This window comes from Nocardiopsis sp. N85, assembly GCF_028882275.1.
GTDB classification, from domain to species: Bacteria; Actinomycetota; Actinomycetes; order Streptosporangiales; family Streptosporangiaceae; genus Nocardiopsis; species Nocardiopsis lambiniae.
On the sequence record NZ_JARBUT010000001.1, the window covers coordinates 76,258 to 94,904 of the forward strand.

General features: G+C 70.7%; 17 protein-coding genes and 2 tRNA genes. 15 read left to right on the plus strand and 4 right to left on the minus strand.

The window, feature by feature from the left end:
- Positions 1-212 precede the first annotated feature (212 nt).
- From PWG71_RS00365 to PWG71_RS00375, 3 genes are all read left to right on the plus strand, one after another.
- Positions 213-836, plus strand: coding sequence for a DUF1707 SHOCT-like domain-containing protein (locus PWG71_RS00365; RefSeq protein WP_274807416.1), 624 nt, complete (start codon positions 213-215; stop codon positions 834-836).
- Positions 837-1,009: 173 nt separating this feature from the next.
- Entirely contained in the window at positions 1,010-1,609 is a 600-nt protein-coding gene (locus PWG71_RS00370; protein ID WP_274807417.1) for a SanA/YdcF family protein, read from the plus strand.
- 28 nt (positions 1,610-1,637) lie between these two features.
- On the plus strand, positions 1,638-3,077 hold the full coding sequence (locus PWG71_RS00375; RefSeq protein ID WP_274807418.1) for a hypothetical protein: 1,440 nt from the start codon (positions 1,638-1,640) through the stop codon (positions 3,075-3,077).
- A gap of 75 nt (positions 3,078-3,152) precedes the next feature.
- Here PWG71_RS00375 and PWG71_RS00380 read toward each other — a convergent pair whose 3' ends face one another.
- Positions 3,153-4,721, minus strand: coding sequence for a DUF885 family protein (locus PWG71_RS00380; protein WP_274807419.1), 1,569 nt, complete (start codon positions 4,719-4,721; stop codon positions 3,153-3,155).
- Positions 4,722-5,004: 283 nt separating this feature from the next.
- Between PWG71_RS00380 and PWG71_RS00385 the strand changes: the two genes are divergently transcribed.
- On the plus strand, positions 5,005-5,700 hold the full coding sequence (locus PWG71_RS00385; protein ID WP_446724969.1) for a SanA/YdcF family protein: 696 nt from the start codon (positions 5,005-5,007) through the stop codon (positions 5,698-5,700).
- A 175-nt stretch (positions 5,701-5,875) separates the two neighbouring features.
- On the opposite strand, the gene PWG71_RS00390 is transcribed toward PWG71_RS00385, so the two are convergent.
- Together PWG71_RS00390 and PWG71_RS00395 are read right to left on the minus strand one after the other, a co-directional pair.
- Complete coding sequence (locus tag PWG71_RS00390; protein ID WP_274807420.1) at positions 5,876-6,859, minus strand: N-acetylmuramic acid 6-phosphate etherase; 984 nt, start codon at positions 6,857-6,859, stop codon at positions 5,876-5,878.
- A gap of 74 nt (positions 6,860-6,933) precedes the next feature.
- Entirely contained in the window at positions 6,934-7,902 is a 969-nt protein-coding gene (locus tag PWG71_RS00395; protein ID WP_274807421.1) for a MurR/RpiR family transcriptional regulator, read from the minus strand.
- A 409-nt stretch (positions 7,903-8,311) separates the two neighbouring features.
- Here PWG71_RS00395 and PWG71_RS00400 point away from each other — a divergent pair, with 409 nt between their 5' ends.
- The 5 genes from PWG71_RS00400 to PWG71_RS00420 all read left to right on the plus strand — a co-directional run bounded on the left by PWG71_RS00400 (position 8,312) and on the right by PWG71_RS00420 (position 10,407).
- Positions 8,312-8,497, plus strand: a complete 186-nt coding sequence (locus PWG71_RS00400; RefSeq protein WP_274807422.1) for a hypothetical protein — start codon at positions 8,312-8,314, stop codon at positions 8,495-8,497.
- A 112-nt stretch (positions 8,498-8,609) separates the two neighbouring features.
- Positions 8,610-8,682, plus strand: a tRNA-Lys gene (locus tag PWG71_RS00405).
- Positions 8,683-8,834: 152 nt separating this feature from the next.
- Positions 8,835-8,907, plus strand: a tRNA-Lys gene (locus PWG71_RS00410).
- 255 nt (positions 8,908-9,162) lie between these two features.
- A complete protein-coding gene (locus tag PWG71_RS00415; protein WP_274807423.1) occupies positions 9,163-9,681 on the plus strand; it encodes a septum formation family protein in 519 nt (172 codons plus the stop codon).
- 144 nt (positions 9,682-9,825) lie between these two features.
- Entirely contained in the window at positions 9,826-10,407 is a 582-nt protein-coding gene (locus PWG71_RS00420) for a septum formation family protein (protein WP_274807424.1), read from the plus strand.
- 71 nt (positions 10,408-10,478) lie between these two features.
- Here the strand turns inward: PWG71_RS00420 and PWG71_RS00425 are convergent, their stop codons facing one another.
- Positions 10,479-12,113, minus strand: a complete 1,635-nt coding sequence (locus PWG71_RS00425) for an alpha/beta fold hydrolase (RefSeq protein ID WP_274807425.1) — start codon at positions 12,111-12,113, stop codon at positions 10,479-10,481.
- A 382-nt stretch (positions 12,114-12,495) separates the two neighbouring features.
- Between PWG71_RS00425 and PWG71_RS00430 the strand changes: the two genes are divergently transcribed.
- The 6 genes from PWG71_RS00430 to PWG71_RS00455 are packed head-to-tail and all read left to right on the plus strand — an operon-like array spanning position 12,496 to position 18,573.
- Positions 12,496-13,581, plus strand: a complete 1,086-nt coding sequence (locus PWG71_RS00430; RefSeq protein ID WP_274807426.1) for an ABC transporter permease — start codon at positions 12,496-12,498, stop codon at positions 13,579-13,581.
- A gap of 6 nt (positions 13,582-13,587) precedes the next feature.
- Positions 13,588-14,469: an ABC transporter permease gene (locus PWG71_RS00435; RefSeq protein ID WP_274807427.1), complete on the plus strand. Its 882-nt coding sequence runs from the start codon at positions 13,588-13,590 to the stop codon at positions 14,467-14,469.
- Complete coding sequence (locus PWG71_RS00440) at positions 14,466-15,539, plus strand: ABC transporter ATP-binding protein (protein ID WP_446724954.1); 1,074 nt, start codon at positions 14,466-14,468, stop codon at positions 15,537-15,539. Before PWG71_RS00435 ends, PWG71_RS00440 begins: the two co-directional genes overlap by 4 nt.
- A gap of 7 nt (positions 15,540-15,546) precedes the next feature.
- Positions 15,547-16,572 (plus strand): ABC transporter ATP-binding protein, encoded by a 1,026-nt coding sequence (locus PWG71_RS00445; protein WP_274808093.1) that lies wholly within the window; start codon positions 15,547-15,549, stop codon positions 16,570-16,572.
- Positions 16,573-16,576: 4 nt separating this feature from the next.
- Positions 16,577-16,765, plus strand: a complete 189-nt coding sequence (locus PWG71_RS00450) for a hypothetical protein (protein WP_274807429.1) — start codon at positions 16,577-16,579, stop codon at positions 16,763-16,765.
- Complete coding sequence (locus PWG71_RS00455) at positions 16,762-18,573, plus strand: ABC transporter substrate-binding protein (RefSeq protein WP_274807430.1); 1,812 nt, start codon at positions 16,762-16,764, stop codon at positions 18,571-18,573. The genes PWG71_RS00450 and PWG71_RS00455 overlap by 4 nt, the downstream gene beginning before the upstream one ends.
- Positions 18,574-18,647: the final 74 nt, after the last annotated feature.

The window sequence follows — 18,647 nt, forward strand, 5'->3', positions numbered from 1 at the left end:
GCACAGGGGAGACGGCCATGTGCCCACCACGTGGTCCAGGACTCTGCCGGGGTCCGTCCTACCCCGGCAGAGTCCCGGGTCACCCTCCAGAAGCGTTACCCCGTCCCGGCGCGCGTCAAAGCGTCGGGGGGTGGGGACCTTCCCCTTTTTCCCGCTTCGAGGACCGTGCTCTACCGTGGCAGTGGGAAACGACGGAAGGGAACGGTGGGGACGTGGTCTCCGAGGAGAGAGGTCGTCTGCGGGTCTCCGACGCCGAACGCCACCAAGTGGCCGAGGTGCTCCGGGAGGCCGCGGCCGAAGGACGCATCACCCTCGACGAACTCGACGAACGTCTTGAGGCGGCCTTCAACGCCAAGACCTACGCTGACCTGGAGCCCATCACCTCGGACCTACCCGGCTCACCCGGCGCCCCCACCGGACCCGTCCCCGTGGTCCTGGACAACCGCCCCGTCGACCGGGTCCACCCCGAGGACGTGATGATCGTCCGCTCCGACGGCGACAGCATCGTCCGCAAGGGGCGCTGGCAGGTGCCCCGCCGCGTCGAGGTCCGCAACAAGTACGGCTCCACCAGGCTCGACTTCCGCGAGGCCGACATCCCCCACGGTCGGATCGAGGTCCACCTGGAGATCTCCTGGGGCGGCGCCGACGTCATCCTGCCCGAACGGGCCACCGCCGAGGTCGACGTCGACACCTCCTGGTTCGGCGGAATGAAGGTCGACGCCGACGCGATCCCGAGACCGCCCGCGCCCCACTTCGTCATCACCGGCACCTGCCACGGCGGCAACCTCCGGGTGGGCCATCGCCGCCCCTTCTCCTGGAGCGACCTGTTCGGTTGAGGGTCCGGACCCTGGGAACATGAGGGGATGCCCGCCACGACGGCGCGCACGGAGAAGAAGTCCGTCGGCCGCAGGCCGTCCGCGAGTGGGACATCCCATGGCCGCAGGCCACCCGTCCAGGGTGGCGGCCGAGGGACGGGCGGTGTCGGGGACGGGTGGGAGAGGAGCGACCGGTGACGCTGTGGATCGTGGTGGCCGGAGCGTGCGCCGCCGCCCTGACGCCCTATGTCTGGCTCATGACGGCCTCGGCCGGTCGCCGTCGCACCACCGACACGGTCCCGCGCCGGCCGGTCGCCGTCGTCCTGGGCGCCGCCGCCTGGACCGACGGGCCCTCGCCTCTGCTCGCCCGCCGCCTGGACCTGGCCGTACGCCTGTACCTGGACGACCGGGTGGAACGCGTCATCGTCTCGGGGGACAACCGCGAGGTGTCGTGCCGGGAGACCGACACCATGACCGACTACCTCCTGGCCCACGGGGTGCCGGCCGACCGTGTCGACGCGGACCCCCACGGCTACCGGACCTGGGACACCTGCGTGCGGGTGCGCGATCTGTTCGGGGTGCGCGCCGCCACCATGGTCACCCAGTCCTTCCACCTGCCCCGCACCATCGCCCTGGCGCGGGCGGCCGGGATCGACGCCGTCGGTGTCGGCGATCCCAGCATGGGCGCCCGCCGACGCTCCACCGTCATCGGTTACGCGCGTGAGGCCGCGGCCGCCGTCAAGGCCCTGCGCGACGCCGTCCTGCGCCCCGCCCCCGCCCGCAGCGGTCCCTGACACCGGCCGGACCGGGATACTTGGGGACATGAACGCGACCACGGGAAACGACGCACACGACGACGCTGAGAGCGTGGACTGGGCGGCCCTGGCCCCGGAGGGCGGCGACCGCATCGCGCCCCTCCTGGCCGAGGTCACCCGGAGCGACACCGCCCTCTCCGAACTGCACGACATCATCGCCTTCCCCGCCCCCGGCCACACGGCCGCCCCCAAGGCGGTCGACCACCTCGTCGACGCGGCCTGCTCCCCGCGAACACCCGCCACCGACCGCTGGCGCCCCTTGAGCCTGCTGCTCGAACTGGTCTCGCCGCACGCGGAGGACCTCTTCCCCGAGCCGCGCGACCTCGGGCAGTGGCGCGACGAGGTGGCCTGGATCGCCACCACCGACATCGCCAAGGTCCACGAGCAGTACCGGGCCTGGGTGGAGGAGGCCCCCGACGAGCAGCAGCGGTGGCGCATGCGCAACCGGCTCGACGTCCTGGAACTGCCCGAGGGCCCGGCCCTGCTCCAAGCCGAACTCGACACCTTCGAGGCGGTTCGCGCCCGGGTCCCCGACCTGCTCGAACTCCTCAAGGGCACGAGCAACCGCGGCGGCCTGGACCGGGCGGGGGAGTGGGTCTCCTACGTACTGGCCTTCCTGACCCCCGACGCCGATCGGATCGTCGCGGGTATCACCGGTTCGTCCCAGATGCTGCTCGCCAGGGACCTGCGCCCGACCCGCCAGAGCGCCTCCGGTCTGCGCGGCATCATGGACCAGGCGCTGGAGGGCGGCTCCGAACCCCTGCCCGCCGAACTGTTCGCCCTCGGCCTGCTCGCCGGGCCGGACGACATCGACCTCACCGTCGCCCTCACCCACCAGATGGCGGGCGGCAACCTGTACAACTCGTTCGCCGCGTCGGTGGCCCTGGTGCTCATCCACGGTCCCAACACCCCGCGCGAGGCGCTGCGCCGCGTCGGGCGGGGCGGCGGCACCACCAGCGGCTACGAGGGCCTGTTCAACGAATCGTGGCCGCACTGCGGCCCCCGCTCGCCGCAGGTCCTGGGCTTCCTGGCCCTGGGGCGGGCCGGCGACCGCGCCCGTCGTCTCCGGCTGGACATCCTGCTCGGTCTCATCAAGGGTGAGGACGATTCGCGCGCCCTGGTCACCGGGGTGGGGCTGGAACTCGTCCTCGGTCCCCGCGCCAAGGGGTTCACCGCGGAGGAGCACGTCCAGGCCGAGTACGACGAGGAGACCCTCAAGGTCCTGTGGGCGATCGCCGAACTGCCCGCCGGCGCCTGGGAGGACGAGGGGTTCCGGGAGACCCTGGCGGCCTGGGCGCTGCCGGAGGACCCGGAGGAGTTCCGCGCCCTGGTGGGCGTGGAGGCCGAACCCGAGGTCGTGGAGGAGTCGGCCCCGACCGGACGGCCCGAGCCGACCGGCCCGCCTCAGGGCGGGATCCTCGGTCGCCTGTTCGGCGGCGGTCGCTGAGCCGATGGAACGGGTGTCCCCGGGAACGGCGGCGATCGTTCCCGGGGACACCGGAACCGCACGACGACGCTCCGGTCAGCCGCGTTCGAGGGCGGTTCCGATGAGTCCCAGGGGCGGGGAGCCCAGGTCCAGCAGGGCCTTGTGGAACCGGCCCGGGGAGAACCCCGAGCCCCACGTCTCACGGGCCTCCTCGCGCAGCCGCAGGATCTCCAGCTTGCCCCACGTGTACCGGCCGTAGGTGGGGTCGAACGTGGCCCGCCGCGCCTCCGACAGCGCCGCCGGGCCCTGCAACGGGGTGTCCTCGGAGAACAGCGACGCCGCCTCCTCCACGGTCATGGTCCCGGTGTGCATGCCGAGCGCCACCGACAGGCGGGTCACCCGGATGAGGGCCTCCACCCACACACCGGCCTCGTAGTGGTCGGCGGTCCACCCCTCGACGCCCGACCGTTCGGCGGCGTACGCGCCGAAGCCCTCCTCCAGGACCATCTCCTCGGCGTAGTGCGCCCACCCCTCGGCGAACGTCATCGAGTGCAGCGCCCGACGGACCGGCCCGGACGCCCGACGCAGCGCCCGACCGTGGGAGAAGTGCCCCGGCGCCACCTCGTGCACGCTCACGGCGGGCAGCGTGGTGTCGCTGAACATCTCCAGCCACTCCCTCGTCTCCGCCTCGCCCCAGGAGGGGTCGGGCGGAGTGATGTAGTAGAAGGACGGGGTGTCCGTCTCCCACGGCCCCGACCAGGACATCATCGCGGTGGCCCACCGATGGGCGGGAGGGGACAGGTCCACCCGGCACTCGCCGTCGTCGTAGGGCACCAGTCCGCGCTCGGCGGTGAACTCCAGCGACAGTTCCGTCCACCGACGGGCGCTGTCGAGCACCCGCTCGCCGTTCGGTCCCCGCGCGGTCAGTTCCCGGACCACCGTCATGACGTCGCGGCCCGGGGCGATCCGGCCGACGACCTCGGCCAGGCGGGCGCGCAGCCGGTCGCGTTCGGCCCGCGCGCGGTCGGCCAGTTCGGCCGGGTCGACCTCCATGGCCTCGCCCACGCCCATGAGCCGGGCCAGTCCCTCGGCGCCCAGGGCGGCGTCCTCGGGCCCCTCCACGGCGGCCCGTTCCACGTGGGCGACCAGGCGGGCGTGCGCGGCCAGGGCGATCTCCCGCACGTCGGCGGGCACGTCCTCGGCCAGCCCTTCGGCCAGCCCTCGGACGGCGCCGACGAGGGAGCGCGCCACCGGCGCGGGGATCCGGTCCAAGGCGGCGATGGCGTTGTCCACCCCCTGCGTCCACTGCGTCAGGTGGGCGTCGCGGGCCCGTGCGCGCTCGGCCTCGGGGGCGTAGTCCCGGTCGTAGCCGGAGACGTCGAGTTCGGCCAGGTGGTACAGGGGGTTGGCGCGGTACAGCAGCGCCTCGCCCAGCGCGTAGCGCGCGCCGGCCTCGAAAGCGGCCAGGTGTGCCTCGTCGTGCGGATCGTCCAGCCGCGCGCCGCCCAGGTTCGCCAGGGCGGCCTCGACACCGGTGGGGGACAGGTCGGCGACGCGGCCGTCGTACTCGTGCATGCCGGCGCCCTCGCGCATCGCCCCGGGCATGAGGTCGGCCAAGGCCCGCAGACGGAGGGGGAGTTCGTCGTTCTCAGGGTGTGGAGACATGGGACGACCCTACGGGCGTGCCCCGTCCGTGCATACCCTGTCGCGCGCCGCCCCGGCGCCCGCGAAGGGCCCCCCGCAGGCGAAGACCTCCCCTTCCTCCGGATCCTCACCGATCCAGGGGGACACCGTCCCGGCCCCCTCTCCGGCCCCGCGACGACCGCGCCGGTAGGCCGCTCGCGACGCATGGTGTCCACGGGACAGGCCCTGAGCGTTCGGACCGATGGGCCGACCGATGTGGCGGCTCGCGGAACCGTACGCCGTCGCCGGTCGTCTCCCGAGTGTGCTGACTTCTGACGACGCCGCCATCGGGCGTCCCCGCCACCGTGGCCGCCTCCTGCTCCTGTCGCTCGTCCTCGCCCTGGTGGCGGGGTGCGCGCCGTTCGCGTGGATGCTCGCCGGAACGTCCGGACAGCGCCACGACACCGTCGACGCCGTCCCCGAACGGCCGGTCGCCCTGGTCCTGGGCGCCGGGGTGCGCGCCGACGGGCAGCCCACCCGGTTGCTCGCCCGCCGCCTGGAACTGGCCGCCGACCTGTACTTCGCGGGCAAGGTCGAGGTCCTCCTGGTCACCGGCGACAACAGCGTCGAGCACTACAACGAGACCGACACGATGCGCGAGCACCTCGTGGCCTCCGGTGTCCCCGACGACCGGATCGTCGGCGACTACGCCGGGTTCTCCACCTGGGAGTCCTGCGTGCGCGCCCGGGAGGTGTTCGGCGTGAACGAGGCGACCGTGGTCACCCAGGACTTCCACCTGCCCCGCGCGGTCCGCCTGTGCCGGGCGGCGGGCATCGACGCGGTCGGTGTCGCCGACGCCGCCGCCGACGAGCGCGCCACGGCCACCACCTACGGCTGGCTGCGGGAGGTCCCCGCGGCGGTGGCCGCCCTGGGCACCGTCATCGTCCGACCCGACCCCACCTTCCTGGGCCGCTACGAGACCGCCGTCGACGACGCACTCGCCGCGGCCGCGGAGGATTAGGGCCTGTTTCTCGAACGCTCTTCCGAGCCCGTGGGCGCGAGGCCGCCCACGGGGTTCTGGAGGCCGGCGGAGGAGACGTCCGAGGGACGAGGGCGTCGACGCAGCGGTCGAAGGTCCGCGTTCCTCGGGTGCTCTCGCACGGACCGGAGGTTCACGGGACCACGGCCGGGGCGCCTCAGGCGAGGGCGGCCAAGGCGTCGCGGACACGGCCGCGTGCGGTCGACAGCGCCTGGCGGGCCTGGGACGCCGGCACCCGAGCCAGCAGCGACACCAGCGCCGTCCGGGTGTCGCCGTCGGCGTCGGTCAACGCGGCCGCGCAGCTCTCCACGTCGGACCCGGTGGCCTCGGCCAGGATCGTCACCACCCGGCCGCGCAGTTTCCCGTTGGTCGCGTCGACGCCCACCATGAGGTTGGAGTAGGTGCGCCCCATGCGGACCATGACGGCCGTGGAGAAGGCGTTCAACGCCAGCTTCTGCGCCGTCCCCGCCTTCATCCGGGTCGACCCGGCGATCACCTCGGGGCCGGTGTCCATGCCCACGTGCACGTCCACCCGACCCGCCAGCGGGGCCTCGGGGTTGGCGCTGATCAGCACGGTCGCCGCGGATCGTTCCCGGGCGGCCTCCAAGGCGCCGCCCACGTAGGGCGTGCGTCCGCTGGCGGCCAATCCGATCGCCAGCGAACCGGGGGCGATGCCGACGGCGTCGGCGCGGCCGGCCTCCCAATCGTCCTCGATGCCCTCCACCGCGCGGGCCAGCGCCTCGCCACCGCCGGCGTGGTGGGCCACCACCCAGTCCGCCGGCACCCCGTAGGTGGGCGGTAGCTCGGCGGCGTCCTGGGCGGCGATGCGTCCCGAGGTGCCCGCACCGAAGTAGTGGATGGCCGCCCCGCTCTCCAGGGCGGCCACCCCCAACTCCACGGCCCGGGCCAATCGGGGCAGGGCCGCCTCCACCGCGGCGGGCACGGTGGCGTCCTCGGTGTTGATCCGGCGCAGGATCTCCAGGGCGGGCAGCAGGTCGATGTCGTGGGTGCCGGGGTTGCGGGCCTCGGTGGGAGCACGCACGATCACGGCCTCTCCGGAGGGGGCCTCCGGGGGATCGGCCCGCCCGGGGCCCTCGTCCCCGCCGTAGTGCTCCACAGTGCTCTCCTGTTCGGTCCGCACCCGCTGCCGTTCCTTTCCCTCCGGTGCCGCCCGTCCCCTCGCCCGGGTCTCCGGACGAGGGGACGAACCCCGGCTCAGTCGTCGCTGGTCTTGTCGTCGGAGCGGTCCCGACGACGTTTGCGGTCGTCGTTGATCCGCAGTCCCCGCACCGCCTCGGCGGTGGTCTCCAAGGCCGTCCTGCTGTCGGTGTACCGGCTCTGCGCCAGGCCCACGAACAGGCAGTCCACCACGGTCAGCTGGGCGAGCCGACTGGCGGTCGCCCCGGACCGGAAGGTGGTCTCCCGGGCCGCGGTGGTCAGCACGTGGTCGGCGAATCCGATGGGGGAGCGCGGGAAGTTGGTGATGGCCACCGTCCGCGCGCCCCGGCGCCCGGCCTCGGACAGCGCCTGCACCGTGTCGATGGTGCTGCCGCTGTGCGAGATGCCGATCGCCACGTCTCGTTCGTCCAGCAGGGCCGCGCTGGTGAGCATCACGTGCGCGTCCGACCAGGCGAACGAGGTGAGTCCGATCCGGTGCAGTTTCTGTTGCAGGTCGGCGCCGACGAACGCGCTCGCGCCCACTCCGTACACGTCGATGCGCCGGGCGGCGCCCATCGTGTCGATGACGGTGCGCAGCACGTCGACGTTCAGGGCCGCCCCGGTCTCCTCGACCGCGCGGGCGTCGGTGTAGGCGATCTTCTGGACCACCGTCACCAGGGTGTCGTCGGGGTTGATGTCCCCGTCGGGCTCGGGCCCGCCCGTGGTCCGGGCGCCGCGGGCCTGGCCGGCCTCGGTGGCCAGGGCCAGTCGCAGTTCCCGGTACCCGCTGAAGTCGATGGTCCGGCAGAAGCGGATCACGGTGGCCTCGGAGGTGGCGCAGTCCTTCGCCAACTGGGTGATGGAGGACGCGGCGGCCCGTTCGGGGTCGTCGATGATGCGTTGGGCGACCCGGCGTTCGGCCGGTGCCAGCGAGGGCAGCAGCGAACGGATGCGGAGCACGGTGGTGGGGACCTGTGGAATCCCGGATTCCACGCGGCCTTCCGTGGGCTTCGGAATGTGCGCCATGGAGGAAAGTTTCTTTCGGTGTTGGTGCAGAGTCAACGCGCGGAAGGGAAAAAGCGGGAGAATCCAGGATTCCAAGTGGGCGGCGCGGCGGCAAGTACCTCGGCCGTGGCGGTGACCGGTTTCGTCGCGGACCCGGGGCGGAACGGTCGGGCCGGTTCCTGCCGGTGGGGGCGGACCCGGCACACGGTCCCCGTGCGGTGTCGATGGCCGCGCGGCCGCGCGCCGGGTCCGGAGGAGGGCCGTCTCGGCCGCGGGGAAGTACCGGTCGTTCGGGCCCGCCGGCAACGAGTCTGGTCGGAGGCCCTTACGTTCGCCTTTCACAGGGGTGACGGTCGCGCGTCCTTGTGATATCGCCCGAATCCGTTCTCAGGGGTGCGGTCGGGTCACAGGAGTCGCTAGTGTCGACCTCATGACACAGAACAACGATCCCAACCTGGACCCGGCGGGGAGCACTCAGCACTTCCGCCGTTTCGTCGATGAGAACCCCGTGGCGGCGGCGCCCGAGCGTCGGCCGATCCTGCCGATCGTCCTCGCGGGCGTCGGTGCGGTCGCCGCGATCGCGGTCATCGTCGCGCTGGTGCTGGCCTTCGCCTGAGCCTCGCGGTGGCCGTTCAAACGGTTCGCGACCACTCCGTGAGTCCTGCTAGAGTTAACGACGTCGCCGGGGAGCACGGCCCATGGGGCGGACTTCCCACCACGAGCGGCAGGCGTCATTAGCTCAATTGGCAGAGCAGCTGACTCTTAATCAGCGGGTTCGGGGTTCGAGTCCCTGATGACGCACGGCGAACGACCCCGGCAGAAGGTCAGACCTTCCACCGGGGTCGATCCTGTCGAATGCCCCCGGTCGCGCCGGGTGGCACGGACCACACCGAGGGCGGCGATGTTCTCTCGGTGGCTCCGATAGAATCGACGATGTCGCCGCACCGCGACGAGCGTCATTAGCTCAATTGGCAGAGCAGCTGACTCTTAATCAGCGGGTTCGGGGTTCGAGTCCCTGATGACGCACACGGGAGGGTCTCCGGCCATCGGCCGGGGGCCCTCGTCGCGTTCTCAGGGGCGGATTCACGAATGTCGTCGCCGTGTGCTGTGCTGTACCGCGATCCCCTGAACCGGGAGGAAAACGAGTCCGCCACTCTTCGTGGTGCTCCATTTCCAGAATGTAGTTATCCATAAATGGATTGACGCCGCCCCTCACCTGGTGAAACGGTGTCCTGCCGCCCATTCGGGTCGGCTTCCCCTGACTCCTCCGGAGAATTCCCCATGCCCTCTTCCTCCACCATTCCCCGTGCCCTCGCCGTTTCCGCCCTGGCCTGCGGCGCCGTCGTGGCCCTCAGCGGTTGCGGCGTCCTCGACAGCGTGCTCGGCACGCAGGGCAACGTCTTCGATCTCGGCGTCGGCGACTGCTTCACCGAGGAGGAGATGAACTCCGTCCTCGGCAGCGAAGAGGTCAGCGACATCCCCCTGGTCGACTGCTCGGAGGAGCACGACTCGGAGATCTACCACGTCGAGACGCTGCCCGAGGGTGACTACCCCGGCGACTCCGTGGTGAACACGACGGCGGACGAGACCTGCGGCACCCGGCTCGCCGAGTTCGTCGGCGTCGCCTACGACGACGAGATCCTCTCGTACGGTGTGCCCGCCGGCGACTCGACGATCTACTACGGCGCCCTGCTGCCGATCGAGAGCAGCTGGGACTTCGAGAACGGCCGCGACATCACCTGCTACGCCGTCATCGTCGGCGAGACGGTCACCGGCACCCTCTCCGGCTACGCCGGCTGACGACCGCCCATCGACCGTCGGTGACCCGGCCGGATCCGGATTTCCGGATCCGGCCGGGAACCACCACCGCCTCCGGCGCATCTTGATAAGTGCCGACGGGTCATGTCCCGACCGGCACGAATCACAGAATCCAGTGGAGTCGCCATGTTGTCCGAAAAGCGCCGTTCGCCCTACGGCCGTCTCGTGATCGGCCCCTTGGTCATCGGCGCCGCCCTGTCGCTGACGGCCTGCGGCCCGCTGGAACTGCTCCCGCCCGCGCTGCGGACCGACGCGCAGCCCTCTCCCACCCCGGAGGAGGCCGACCCGGTCGAGACGGAGACCCCCTACGAGGAGCCCGTCGAGACGGAGACCCCGGCCGGTCCCGAGGACACCGACGTCTTCGACATCTTCCTCGGCGACTGCCTGACCGAGTTCGGTGAGGGCGAGATCTCCTCGGTGCCCCGGGTGGACTGCGCGGAGCCGCACCTCTACGAGGTCTACCACGTGGGCGACCTCTCCGAGAGCGGCGCCTATCCCGGTCAGGACGAGATCGGTCAGATGGCCTTCGACTTCTGCGTCGAGCCCTTCGAGACGTTCACCGGCGAGGCCCACGGTTCCTCCTCGTTGGACATCGAGCCGCTCTTCCCGGTCGAGAACGGGTGGAACGAGGGCGACCGCGAGGTCCTGTGCCTGATCTACGACCGCAACGGCGACACCGTCGGGAGCCTGGGGGGCACCGCCCTGTGACGGTCGTCCGGTGACGGACGCGCACGGCCCGCGCCGCCGCTCGGCGGTGCGGGCCGTCGTCGTTCCCCGGGTCAGCCGATCCCGGGCCGCCACATCGGCGACATCGCCCGCAGCGGGTCCTCCCGGAGCCCCATCACCTCGGCGATCCCCTCGCCGACCGCGTTCTCCGCGCCGACCGGGAGGGGGGCCTCGGCCCGGGGCAGCCCCTGACAGGTCAGGTCGCCCGGATCCGCGCCGTCCACCAGGTAGGCGTCCACGGCGTCCGTCACACAGTCCATGCCCGGGACCGGGTAGAACCCGTGGCCGCCCTCGTCCGCGACGGTGATGAGCGCGTTGTCGAGCCGGTCCGCCATGAGCGGTCCGCCCTCGTAGACGGTGTTCGCGTCGTACTCGGCCGCGATGATCAACCCGGTCGGGTATCCGTCGCGTTCGAGCTCCACCAGCGGTTCGGCCGGCCCCTCGGACGCGAACGTGCAGGGCTGCGGCGAGTGCCAGATCGCCCCGATCCCGTACGGGTTCCACTCGCGGATCTCACGCATGTCGGCGTGGTAGCCCGACAGTCGGGAGGGCCATTCGGCCTCACACGACACGGCCATGAGCAGGGATTCGTTGCCGAGTTCGATACCGGGGTCCCCGGGCTCGGGGAACTCGTACTCGGGGAAGGGCACGTCGTGGACGAAGTGCCCCAGTTCCATGGAGGCCAGGTCCCACAGGTGCTGGGGGCGGACCATCATGCCGACGTAGAAGTCGAAGTCGTCCCCGGTGAAGGGCACCCCCTCGGGCATCCCCGGGATGTCGTACCCGGGTTCGTCCTCCAGACGTTCGCGCACGGCCTCGATGGAGGCCAGGACGTCCTCGGGTGTCGACCCGAAGCCGAGCACGTCGTCGTGCCCGGCCGCCCACGCGGTGTACCGCTCCATGTTGGCGTGGTAGCCCTCGCTCTGACGGGTGAACACGCCCCGCCACATCCCGTCGGGGGTGACGGAGGAGTCCAGGACGCTTCGGTCCAACCGCTCGGGGAACAGGCTCCCGTACACCGCTCCCAGGTAGGTGCCGTAGGACACGCCGTAGTAGGAGGTCCGGTCCTCGCCCAGCGCGGCCCGGATGACGTCCATGTCCCGGGCGGTGTTCGCCGTGGTCATGTGCGGGATGAGGTCGCCGTGGGCGCTCTCGCAGGCACGCTGCGTGGCGATGGCGGTCCGGGTGATGGTCGAGAACTCGTCATCGTCGGGGCGTGGCGGGGGAAGCGGCATCCCCCTGCCGCAGTCCAGCCGCGGCCTGGAGGCACCGCTGCCGCGCGGGTCCATGCCGATGACGTCGTACACCTCGGTGACGCGCTGGTCGCCCAGCGTGGAAGGGAGTCGAAGGTCGGGGCGCGGCTCGATCGGCAGATGGCGGCCGGTCCCACCGGGGCCGCCGGGGTTGGTCAACAGGATGCCGCGTCGTCGTTCGGGATCGGTCGCGGAGCGTCGGCTGACGGCGACGGTGGCCCGCTCGCCGCCGGGATCGGCGTAGTCGAGGGGGACCTCGATCTCGGCGCACTCCAGTTCGGCGAGGAGGTCCTCCTCGCAGGGGGCCCACACGACCTCCTGGTCGTGGAACGCGTTCAGGGGATCGTCGGCCGCGGCCGGTGCGGCCGCGATGACGGACGTGGTCAGGGCGAGCACCAGGGTGCCCGCCGTGGTGAGGACGAGTGCTCTGCGCACGGGGTCGTTCCTTTGCCTCTCCGGCCCGGGTCGCGGGGGCGACGCCGGGGGCGTGCATCGGCTCGGTAACCGTACGTATCGCCCAGGGGTGGGCAACACCCACAAAAGTCATGGATCCGCGCGCGTGGCCGGATACGGCCATGGCACACGAATGGATATCTATGTGTTTGTGAGCTTTTGCGGCTTTTGCCATGCCGATCACGTCGCGCGAAGGACGCCGTTTGGTCACGAAGGTGGTGCTCGCCACACTCCTCGGGTTACCTTGTCGTTCTATTAGGAAAGTTTCCTAATAGAAGTGGCCGTGTCTCTGCGGCCCTTCTCCCGTGCCCCACGAGCGGAGCCCCCGCACCCCCCGAGAAGCCCCCTCCCCGCTAGGAGCCCCGTGGCCATCGACATCACGGCCTCTCCACCGCCGCCGGAAACCGGGACCACGGCGTCGACCGACGTTCCCGTCCCCCTGCCCCTCCGGATCTGGCGTCATTACGTCCTGGTCAAGGTCCGCAAGGCGGTCGTGGTCGTCTTCGTCGTGGCCAACGTGACCTTCTTCCTCGGTCGCGCCATGCCCGGCGACCCGATCGACGTCATGGCCGGACGGCTCACCCAGGGCGGGATGAGCATGGAGGAGGCGCGCGTCATCGCGGCCAACTCGTTGGCCTACGATCCCGAGGCGCCCCTCTACCGGCAGTGGTGGGACTTCTTCGTCGGCCTGCTCACCTTCGACATGGGCATGACCATCAACCGGCCCGGCTTCAGCGTCACCGAATCCATCGCCGCCTACCTGCCCTGGACCCTGTTCAGCATCGGCGTCGGCACCGTCATCGCCGTCGTCCTGGGTCTGACGCTCGGCATGATCATGGCCTACCGCCGCAACCGCCTCCTCGACCACGCCCTCAGCGTCGTCGCCTCGGTCCTGGGGGCGATCCCCAACTACCTCATCGCGATGGTCCTGGTCGTCGGCGGCGGCATGTACCTGAGCTGGTTCAACCCCATCGCGCTGCGCGGCACCCTCAGCCCCGGCGTCGAGATCGGGTTCAACGTCGAGTTCGTCGGCGACGCCCTCTATCACGCCGGGCTGCCGATCTTCACCTACGTCCTGGCCATCATCGGCACGTGGATGCTCGTCATGAAGGCCTCCACCACCGAGGTCCTCGGTGAGGACTACGTGACCGTCGCCCGGGCCCGGGGACTGCGCGACCGGCGCATCGCGGTCGCCTACGTGGGGCGCAACGCCATCCTGCCGCTGGTGGCCCAGATCGCCATCTCCTTCGGCACGCTCGTCGGCGGCGCGATCTTCGTCGAGCAGGTGCTGGTCTACAAGGGCATCGGCGGACTCCTCCTGGACGCGGTCAAGTACCGCGACTACCCGCTCCTCCAAGGCCTCCTCGTCGTCCTCACCACCTGCGTGGTGGCCGCCAACCTCATCGCCGACCTGCTCTACACCAGGCTCGACCCGCGGATCCGGAAGTAGGAGACCATGGCAGTCACCACCGTCGCCTCCGGCGGAGCCGGGGTCTGGGGCGCGATCTGGCAGGGCGTCACCCGCAGCACCAGTGGGTTCCTCGGCCTGTGCATCGTCCTGGGCGTCCTGCTCTTCGCCTTCGTCGGGCCTCTGCTCATCGACACCCACAACCCCACCGACGTCACCAAGATCTGGGGACCGATCACCTCCGAGCACTGGCTCGGCACCAACCACGAGGGCAAGGACACCTTCGTCCAGTTGGTCCTGGGCGGCCGCGAACCCATCTGGGTCGGCATCGTCGCCGCCGTGATCACCGTCGCCATCGCCGTCGTCCTCGGCGGGATCGCCGGCTACGTGCGCGGCCGGATCGACCACTTCCTGCTCCAGCTCACCGACATCACGATGACCATCCCGTTCATCGTGCTGATGCTGGTCGTGGCGTCCTTCTACCGCACCACGTCACCGATGGTCGTCGCCTTCATCATCGGCCTGGTCACCTGGCCCTACCTCATGCGGTCGATCCGGGCGCAGGTCCTCACGCTCCGCGAACGCGAGTTCGTCGAGGCCGCCCGCATCCAGGACCTGGGCACCGCCCGCATCCTCTTCGCCGAGGTGCTGCCCAACATGGCCGGCTACATCTTCATCAACTTCATCATCGCGATCACCAACGCGATCTACGCCGTCGTCGGCATGTACCTGCTGGGCCTGCTGCCCAGCACCGCCGCCAACTGGGGGCTGATGATCCAGCAGGCCTGGGACAACAACGCCTTCCTGGTGCCCGCCGCCGTACCGTTCCTGCTCGCCCCCATGGCGATGATCATGCTCTTCCAGATCGGCCTGGTCACCATGACCCGCTCCCTGGAGCAGACCCTCGACCCACGACTCCGGGACAGGTGATCCCCGTGACCGCATCCCGTACCGCACCCGTTCCGCACGAGGGGCCCCTGCTCTCGGTCCGCAACGTCGACATCGGCTACCGCACCGGCCGCCGCACCCTGCTCACCACGGTCCACGACGTGTCCTTCGACCTCCACCCCGGCCAGTCCATGGCCCTGGTGGGGGAGTCCGGCTGCGGGAAGACCACCCTGGGCCTGGGCCTGCTGCGACTCCTGCCCCGTACCGGCCTGGTCTCGGCCGGCGAGATCCGCTTCCGTCGCAAGGACGGAGACACCGTCGACATCCGCTCCATGGCCAAGGAGGACCTGCGCCGCTTCCGCTGGAGCGAGGCCGCCATGGTCTTCCAGGGGGCGATGAACGCCTTCAACCCGGTGCTCCGGATCGAGGACCACTTCGTCGACACCTTCCGCGCCCACGAGACGGGACGGCCCCGCCGGCGCAAGGAGATCCTCGAAGAGTCCGCCGCCCTGCTGGAGATGGTCCGCCTCGACCCCGCACGGGTGCTGGGCTCCTTCCCCCACGAACTCTCCGGCGGCATGCGCCAGAGGTCCCTCATCGCCCTGGCCCTGGCCCTCGAACCGCAGCTGCTCATCCTGGACGAGCCCACCACCGCCCTGGACCTGCTCACCCAGCGCGCCATCGTCGAACGCCTCTGCGAGCTGCGCGAGGCGCTGCGGTTCTCGATGGTCTTCATCACCCACGACCTGGGGCTGGCCGCCGAACTCGCCGACCGCGTCGGCACGATGTACGCGGGACGGCTCATCGAGACCGGCACCACCCGGGACATCTTCCACCGGTCCCGCCACCCCTACACCTCCGCGCTGATCGGCTCCGTGCCCCCGGTCAGCGGGGACCTGATCGTCCCCGAGTCCCTGCCCGGCTCCCCACCCGGACCGTCCTCCCCGCTCCCGGGCTGCTCCTTCGCCCCACGCTGCGGGCACGCCGTCGACCTGTGCCGCGAGCGCCGCCCCGAGCCGGAGGTCCTGCACTCCCGAGGCGACGGCCTCAGCCACACCGTCGCCTGTCTGCGTTCCCGTGAACTCGCCGCCGAGGGGGCCACCCGTGATTGACCGCTCCGTGCCACCGACCGCCGACCCCGCCCCCGGGACCGCGACGAACGCCGCGTCGAACCCCGCCCTGCTGAGCCTGCACGGTGTCCACCAGGTCTTCCCCGGCCCGCGCGGCGACGTCCCCGCCGTCGCCGGCGTCGACCTGGAGGTGCGTCCCGGCAAGGCCCTGTGTCTGGTGGGGGAGTCCGGCTGCGGCAAGACCACCACCGCCCGGATGGCCGCCGGGCTGGCCGCCCCGACCCGGGGTTCGGTGCTGTTCCGCGGCCGGAACATCGACGCCATGGACAAGAAGGAGCGGTCCGGGTTCCGACGCGCGGTCCAGTACATCCATCAGGACCCCTACGCCTCCCTCAACCCGGTGCGCACCGTCCACTCCACGGTCTCGGCCGGGCTGCGCAGGCACCGCATGGTCGCCGACCGGAGGGAGGCCCGTCGGGTCACCGCCGAACTGCTGGAACGGGTCGATCTCACCCCGGCGGAGGACTTCCTCGACAAGTACCCGCACCAGATGTCCGGCGGTCAGCGTCAGCGCGTCGCCATCGCCCGCGCACTGGCGATGAACCCGGAGGTGATCATCGCCGACGAGTCCACCTCCATGCTCGACGTCTCCATCCGGGTCAGCCTGCTCAACACGCTGGGCCGCCTGCGGGACGAACTGGGCGTCGGCTTCCTGTTCATCACCCACGATCTGGCGGTGGCCAAGTACTTCGCCTGGGACGGCGAGATCGCCGTCATGTACCTGGGCAAGGTCGTCGAGCGCGGGCCCACGCCCCGGGTGGTCAACGACCCCCGGCACCCCTACACCAAGGCGCTCATCTCCGCGGTCTGCGAGCCCGACCCCGACCTCGCGCGCACCAGGGAACGCGTCCGGTTGCGCGACGCGGACATCCCCGACCTGACCGATCTGCCGCCCGGCTGCGACTTCCACCCGCGCTGCCCGGTGTACGCCCAGGGCGTGTGCGACACCCACCGGCCGCCACTGGTGCGCGACCACGACCGCCTGCTCGCCTGCCACGTGGCCGGCCAGGGGTGAGCGGATGCTCCTCATCGGCCGTTTCGGCCTGCTCGTCGGAGCCTTCCTCACCCTGACCGCCGGCCTCACGGCCCTGCTGAATCCCCCCGGCACAGCCGAGTTCGTGATCAGTGTCCTCACCGTCGTGATCGGCCTGACCGTGCTCTCCCTCGGACTGCTCGCCGTCCTCATCGAAAGGAAGCGCCAGGAATGACCCTCACCCCCAACCGCGACACCCTCCTCCGGGACCTCAGCCGCAGACGCCTTCTCAAGGCCGTCGGATTCGGCGCGGTCGGCGTCGCGGGCGCGAACGTCCTGACCGCCTGCGCCGGTGGCGACAACGCCGCGAACGCCACGGTCGGCCAGTTCACCGGTGTCTACGACTTCGACCTGGACGCCCAGACCCGGAACGTCGCCGTGGAGGACGGGGCGCTGCTGACCAACTCGGTCTACGTCGACCTGTTCCTGACGTCGAGCGCGTTCTACAACTGGGCGACCCACGAATGGGACTACCTGCTCGTGGAGAGCAGCACGTGGGAGGGCGACGACCTCATCGTCAGTCTGCGACCGGGCCTGAAGTGGAGCGACGGCACCGACCTGAACGCCGACGACCTCCACCAGAACTACGCCATCCGCGCCCTGGAGGCCCCGTCCTGGTCCGTCGGCTTCCCGCAGATCACCGAGCTGGAGAAGCTGGACGACCTCAGCGTCCGGGCCCGCTTCGACGCTCCGTTCCCCGGCATCGAACTGCGGATCCTCAAGCACCGCATCTTCTCCAAGTCCACCTACGGGGACTTCGGCGAACGCGCCATCGAGATGTTCGGCGGCGGGGTCCGCCAGGGCGATGACGAGCACAACGAGTTCAACGCCGAGTTCATCGCGTTCGACCCCGACGAGATCATCTGTAGCGGTCCGTACAAGTTCGACCCGGGCCAGCTCGCCGACGCGCGCATCACCCTGGTCCGCAACGAGGAGGGCTACCAGGGCACGGAGGTCGGCTTCGACGAGATCGTCGTCCACAAGGGCGACAACCGTCAGGCCTCCCTGCTCATCCAGCAGGGCGAGGTCGACTACTCCACCCTGGCCACCTCCGCCGCCGACCAGCAGGCGTTCCAGAACGTGGAAGGGCTGCGCTCGGTCGAGCACCCCGGTTACGACGGCTGCGGTCTGATGTTCAACTACAAGAAGAAGCCCGAGCTGAAGGACGTGCGCGTCCGCAAGGCGCTGGCCCACCTGCTCGACAGTGACCAGATCGGCCAGGTCGCGCGCGGCGACGCCTACGGCCGCGTCGATCACTACGCGGGTCTGGTCGACCTCCAGGCCGAGCAGATCTTCAGCGCGGACGAGCTGGCCGGGTTCGAGACCTACGACCTGGACCACGACAAGGCGACCGAGCTGCTGGAGGACGCCGGATGGACCAAGGAGGACGGGGTCTGGCTCCTGCCCGACGGTGAGGAGGCGGCCTTCGAGGTCATCGGCGTGGTCGGCTGGGGTGACTTCGAGCTCACCGCCACCCAGGTCGAGGAGGCCTGGAACGGCTTCGGCATCAAGACCACCGCGTCCAACGTCCCCTCCGACAACCCGTGGGGCATCTGGGCCGCCGGCGACTTCGAGGTCGCCGTCCGCCACTGGGGCAACCCGGAGATCCCGGGTTACTGGGGCGCCTTCCAGATGAACTACCTGGTGGAGAACGCGCGCACCGAGGAGAACCCGGGCCAGGACTTCGACCTGAAGGTCGACAGCCCGAGCCAGGGCGAGGTGGACCTGGAGAAGCTGGTCGAGGTCGCCAAGACCGCTCCCAGTGAAGAGGAGCAGATCGAGGCCCTGAAGACGATGTCGATCGTCTTCAACGAGCTGCTGCCGCGCATCCCGATCTGGACGTACAAGTACCTGGCCCCCGCACTGGAGGGGGTCCGTGTGGAGAGGTTCGACGACGGCCACCCGGCCGCGCAGAACCAGATCTACCGGGACAACCACGTCATCCTGTCGCTGATCCAGGGTGACCTGAAGCCGGTGGAGTGACGGGGCGCCCACACCCGGCGGGAGGGCGGGAGTGACCCTCGCGCCGTTCGACCGCCGTCACGGGGCGGGCCCAC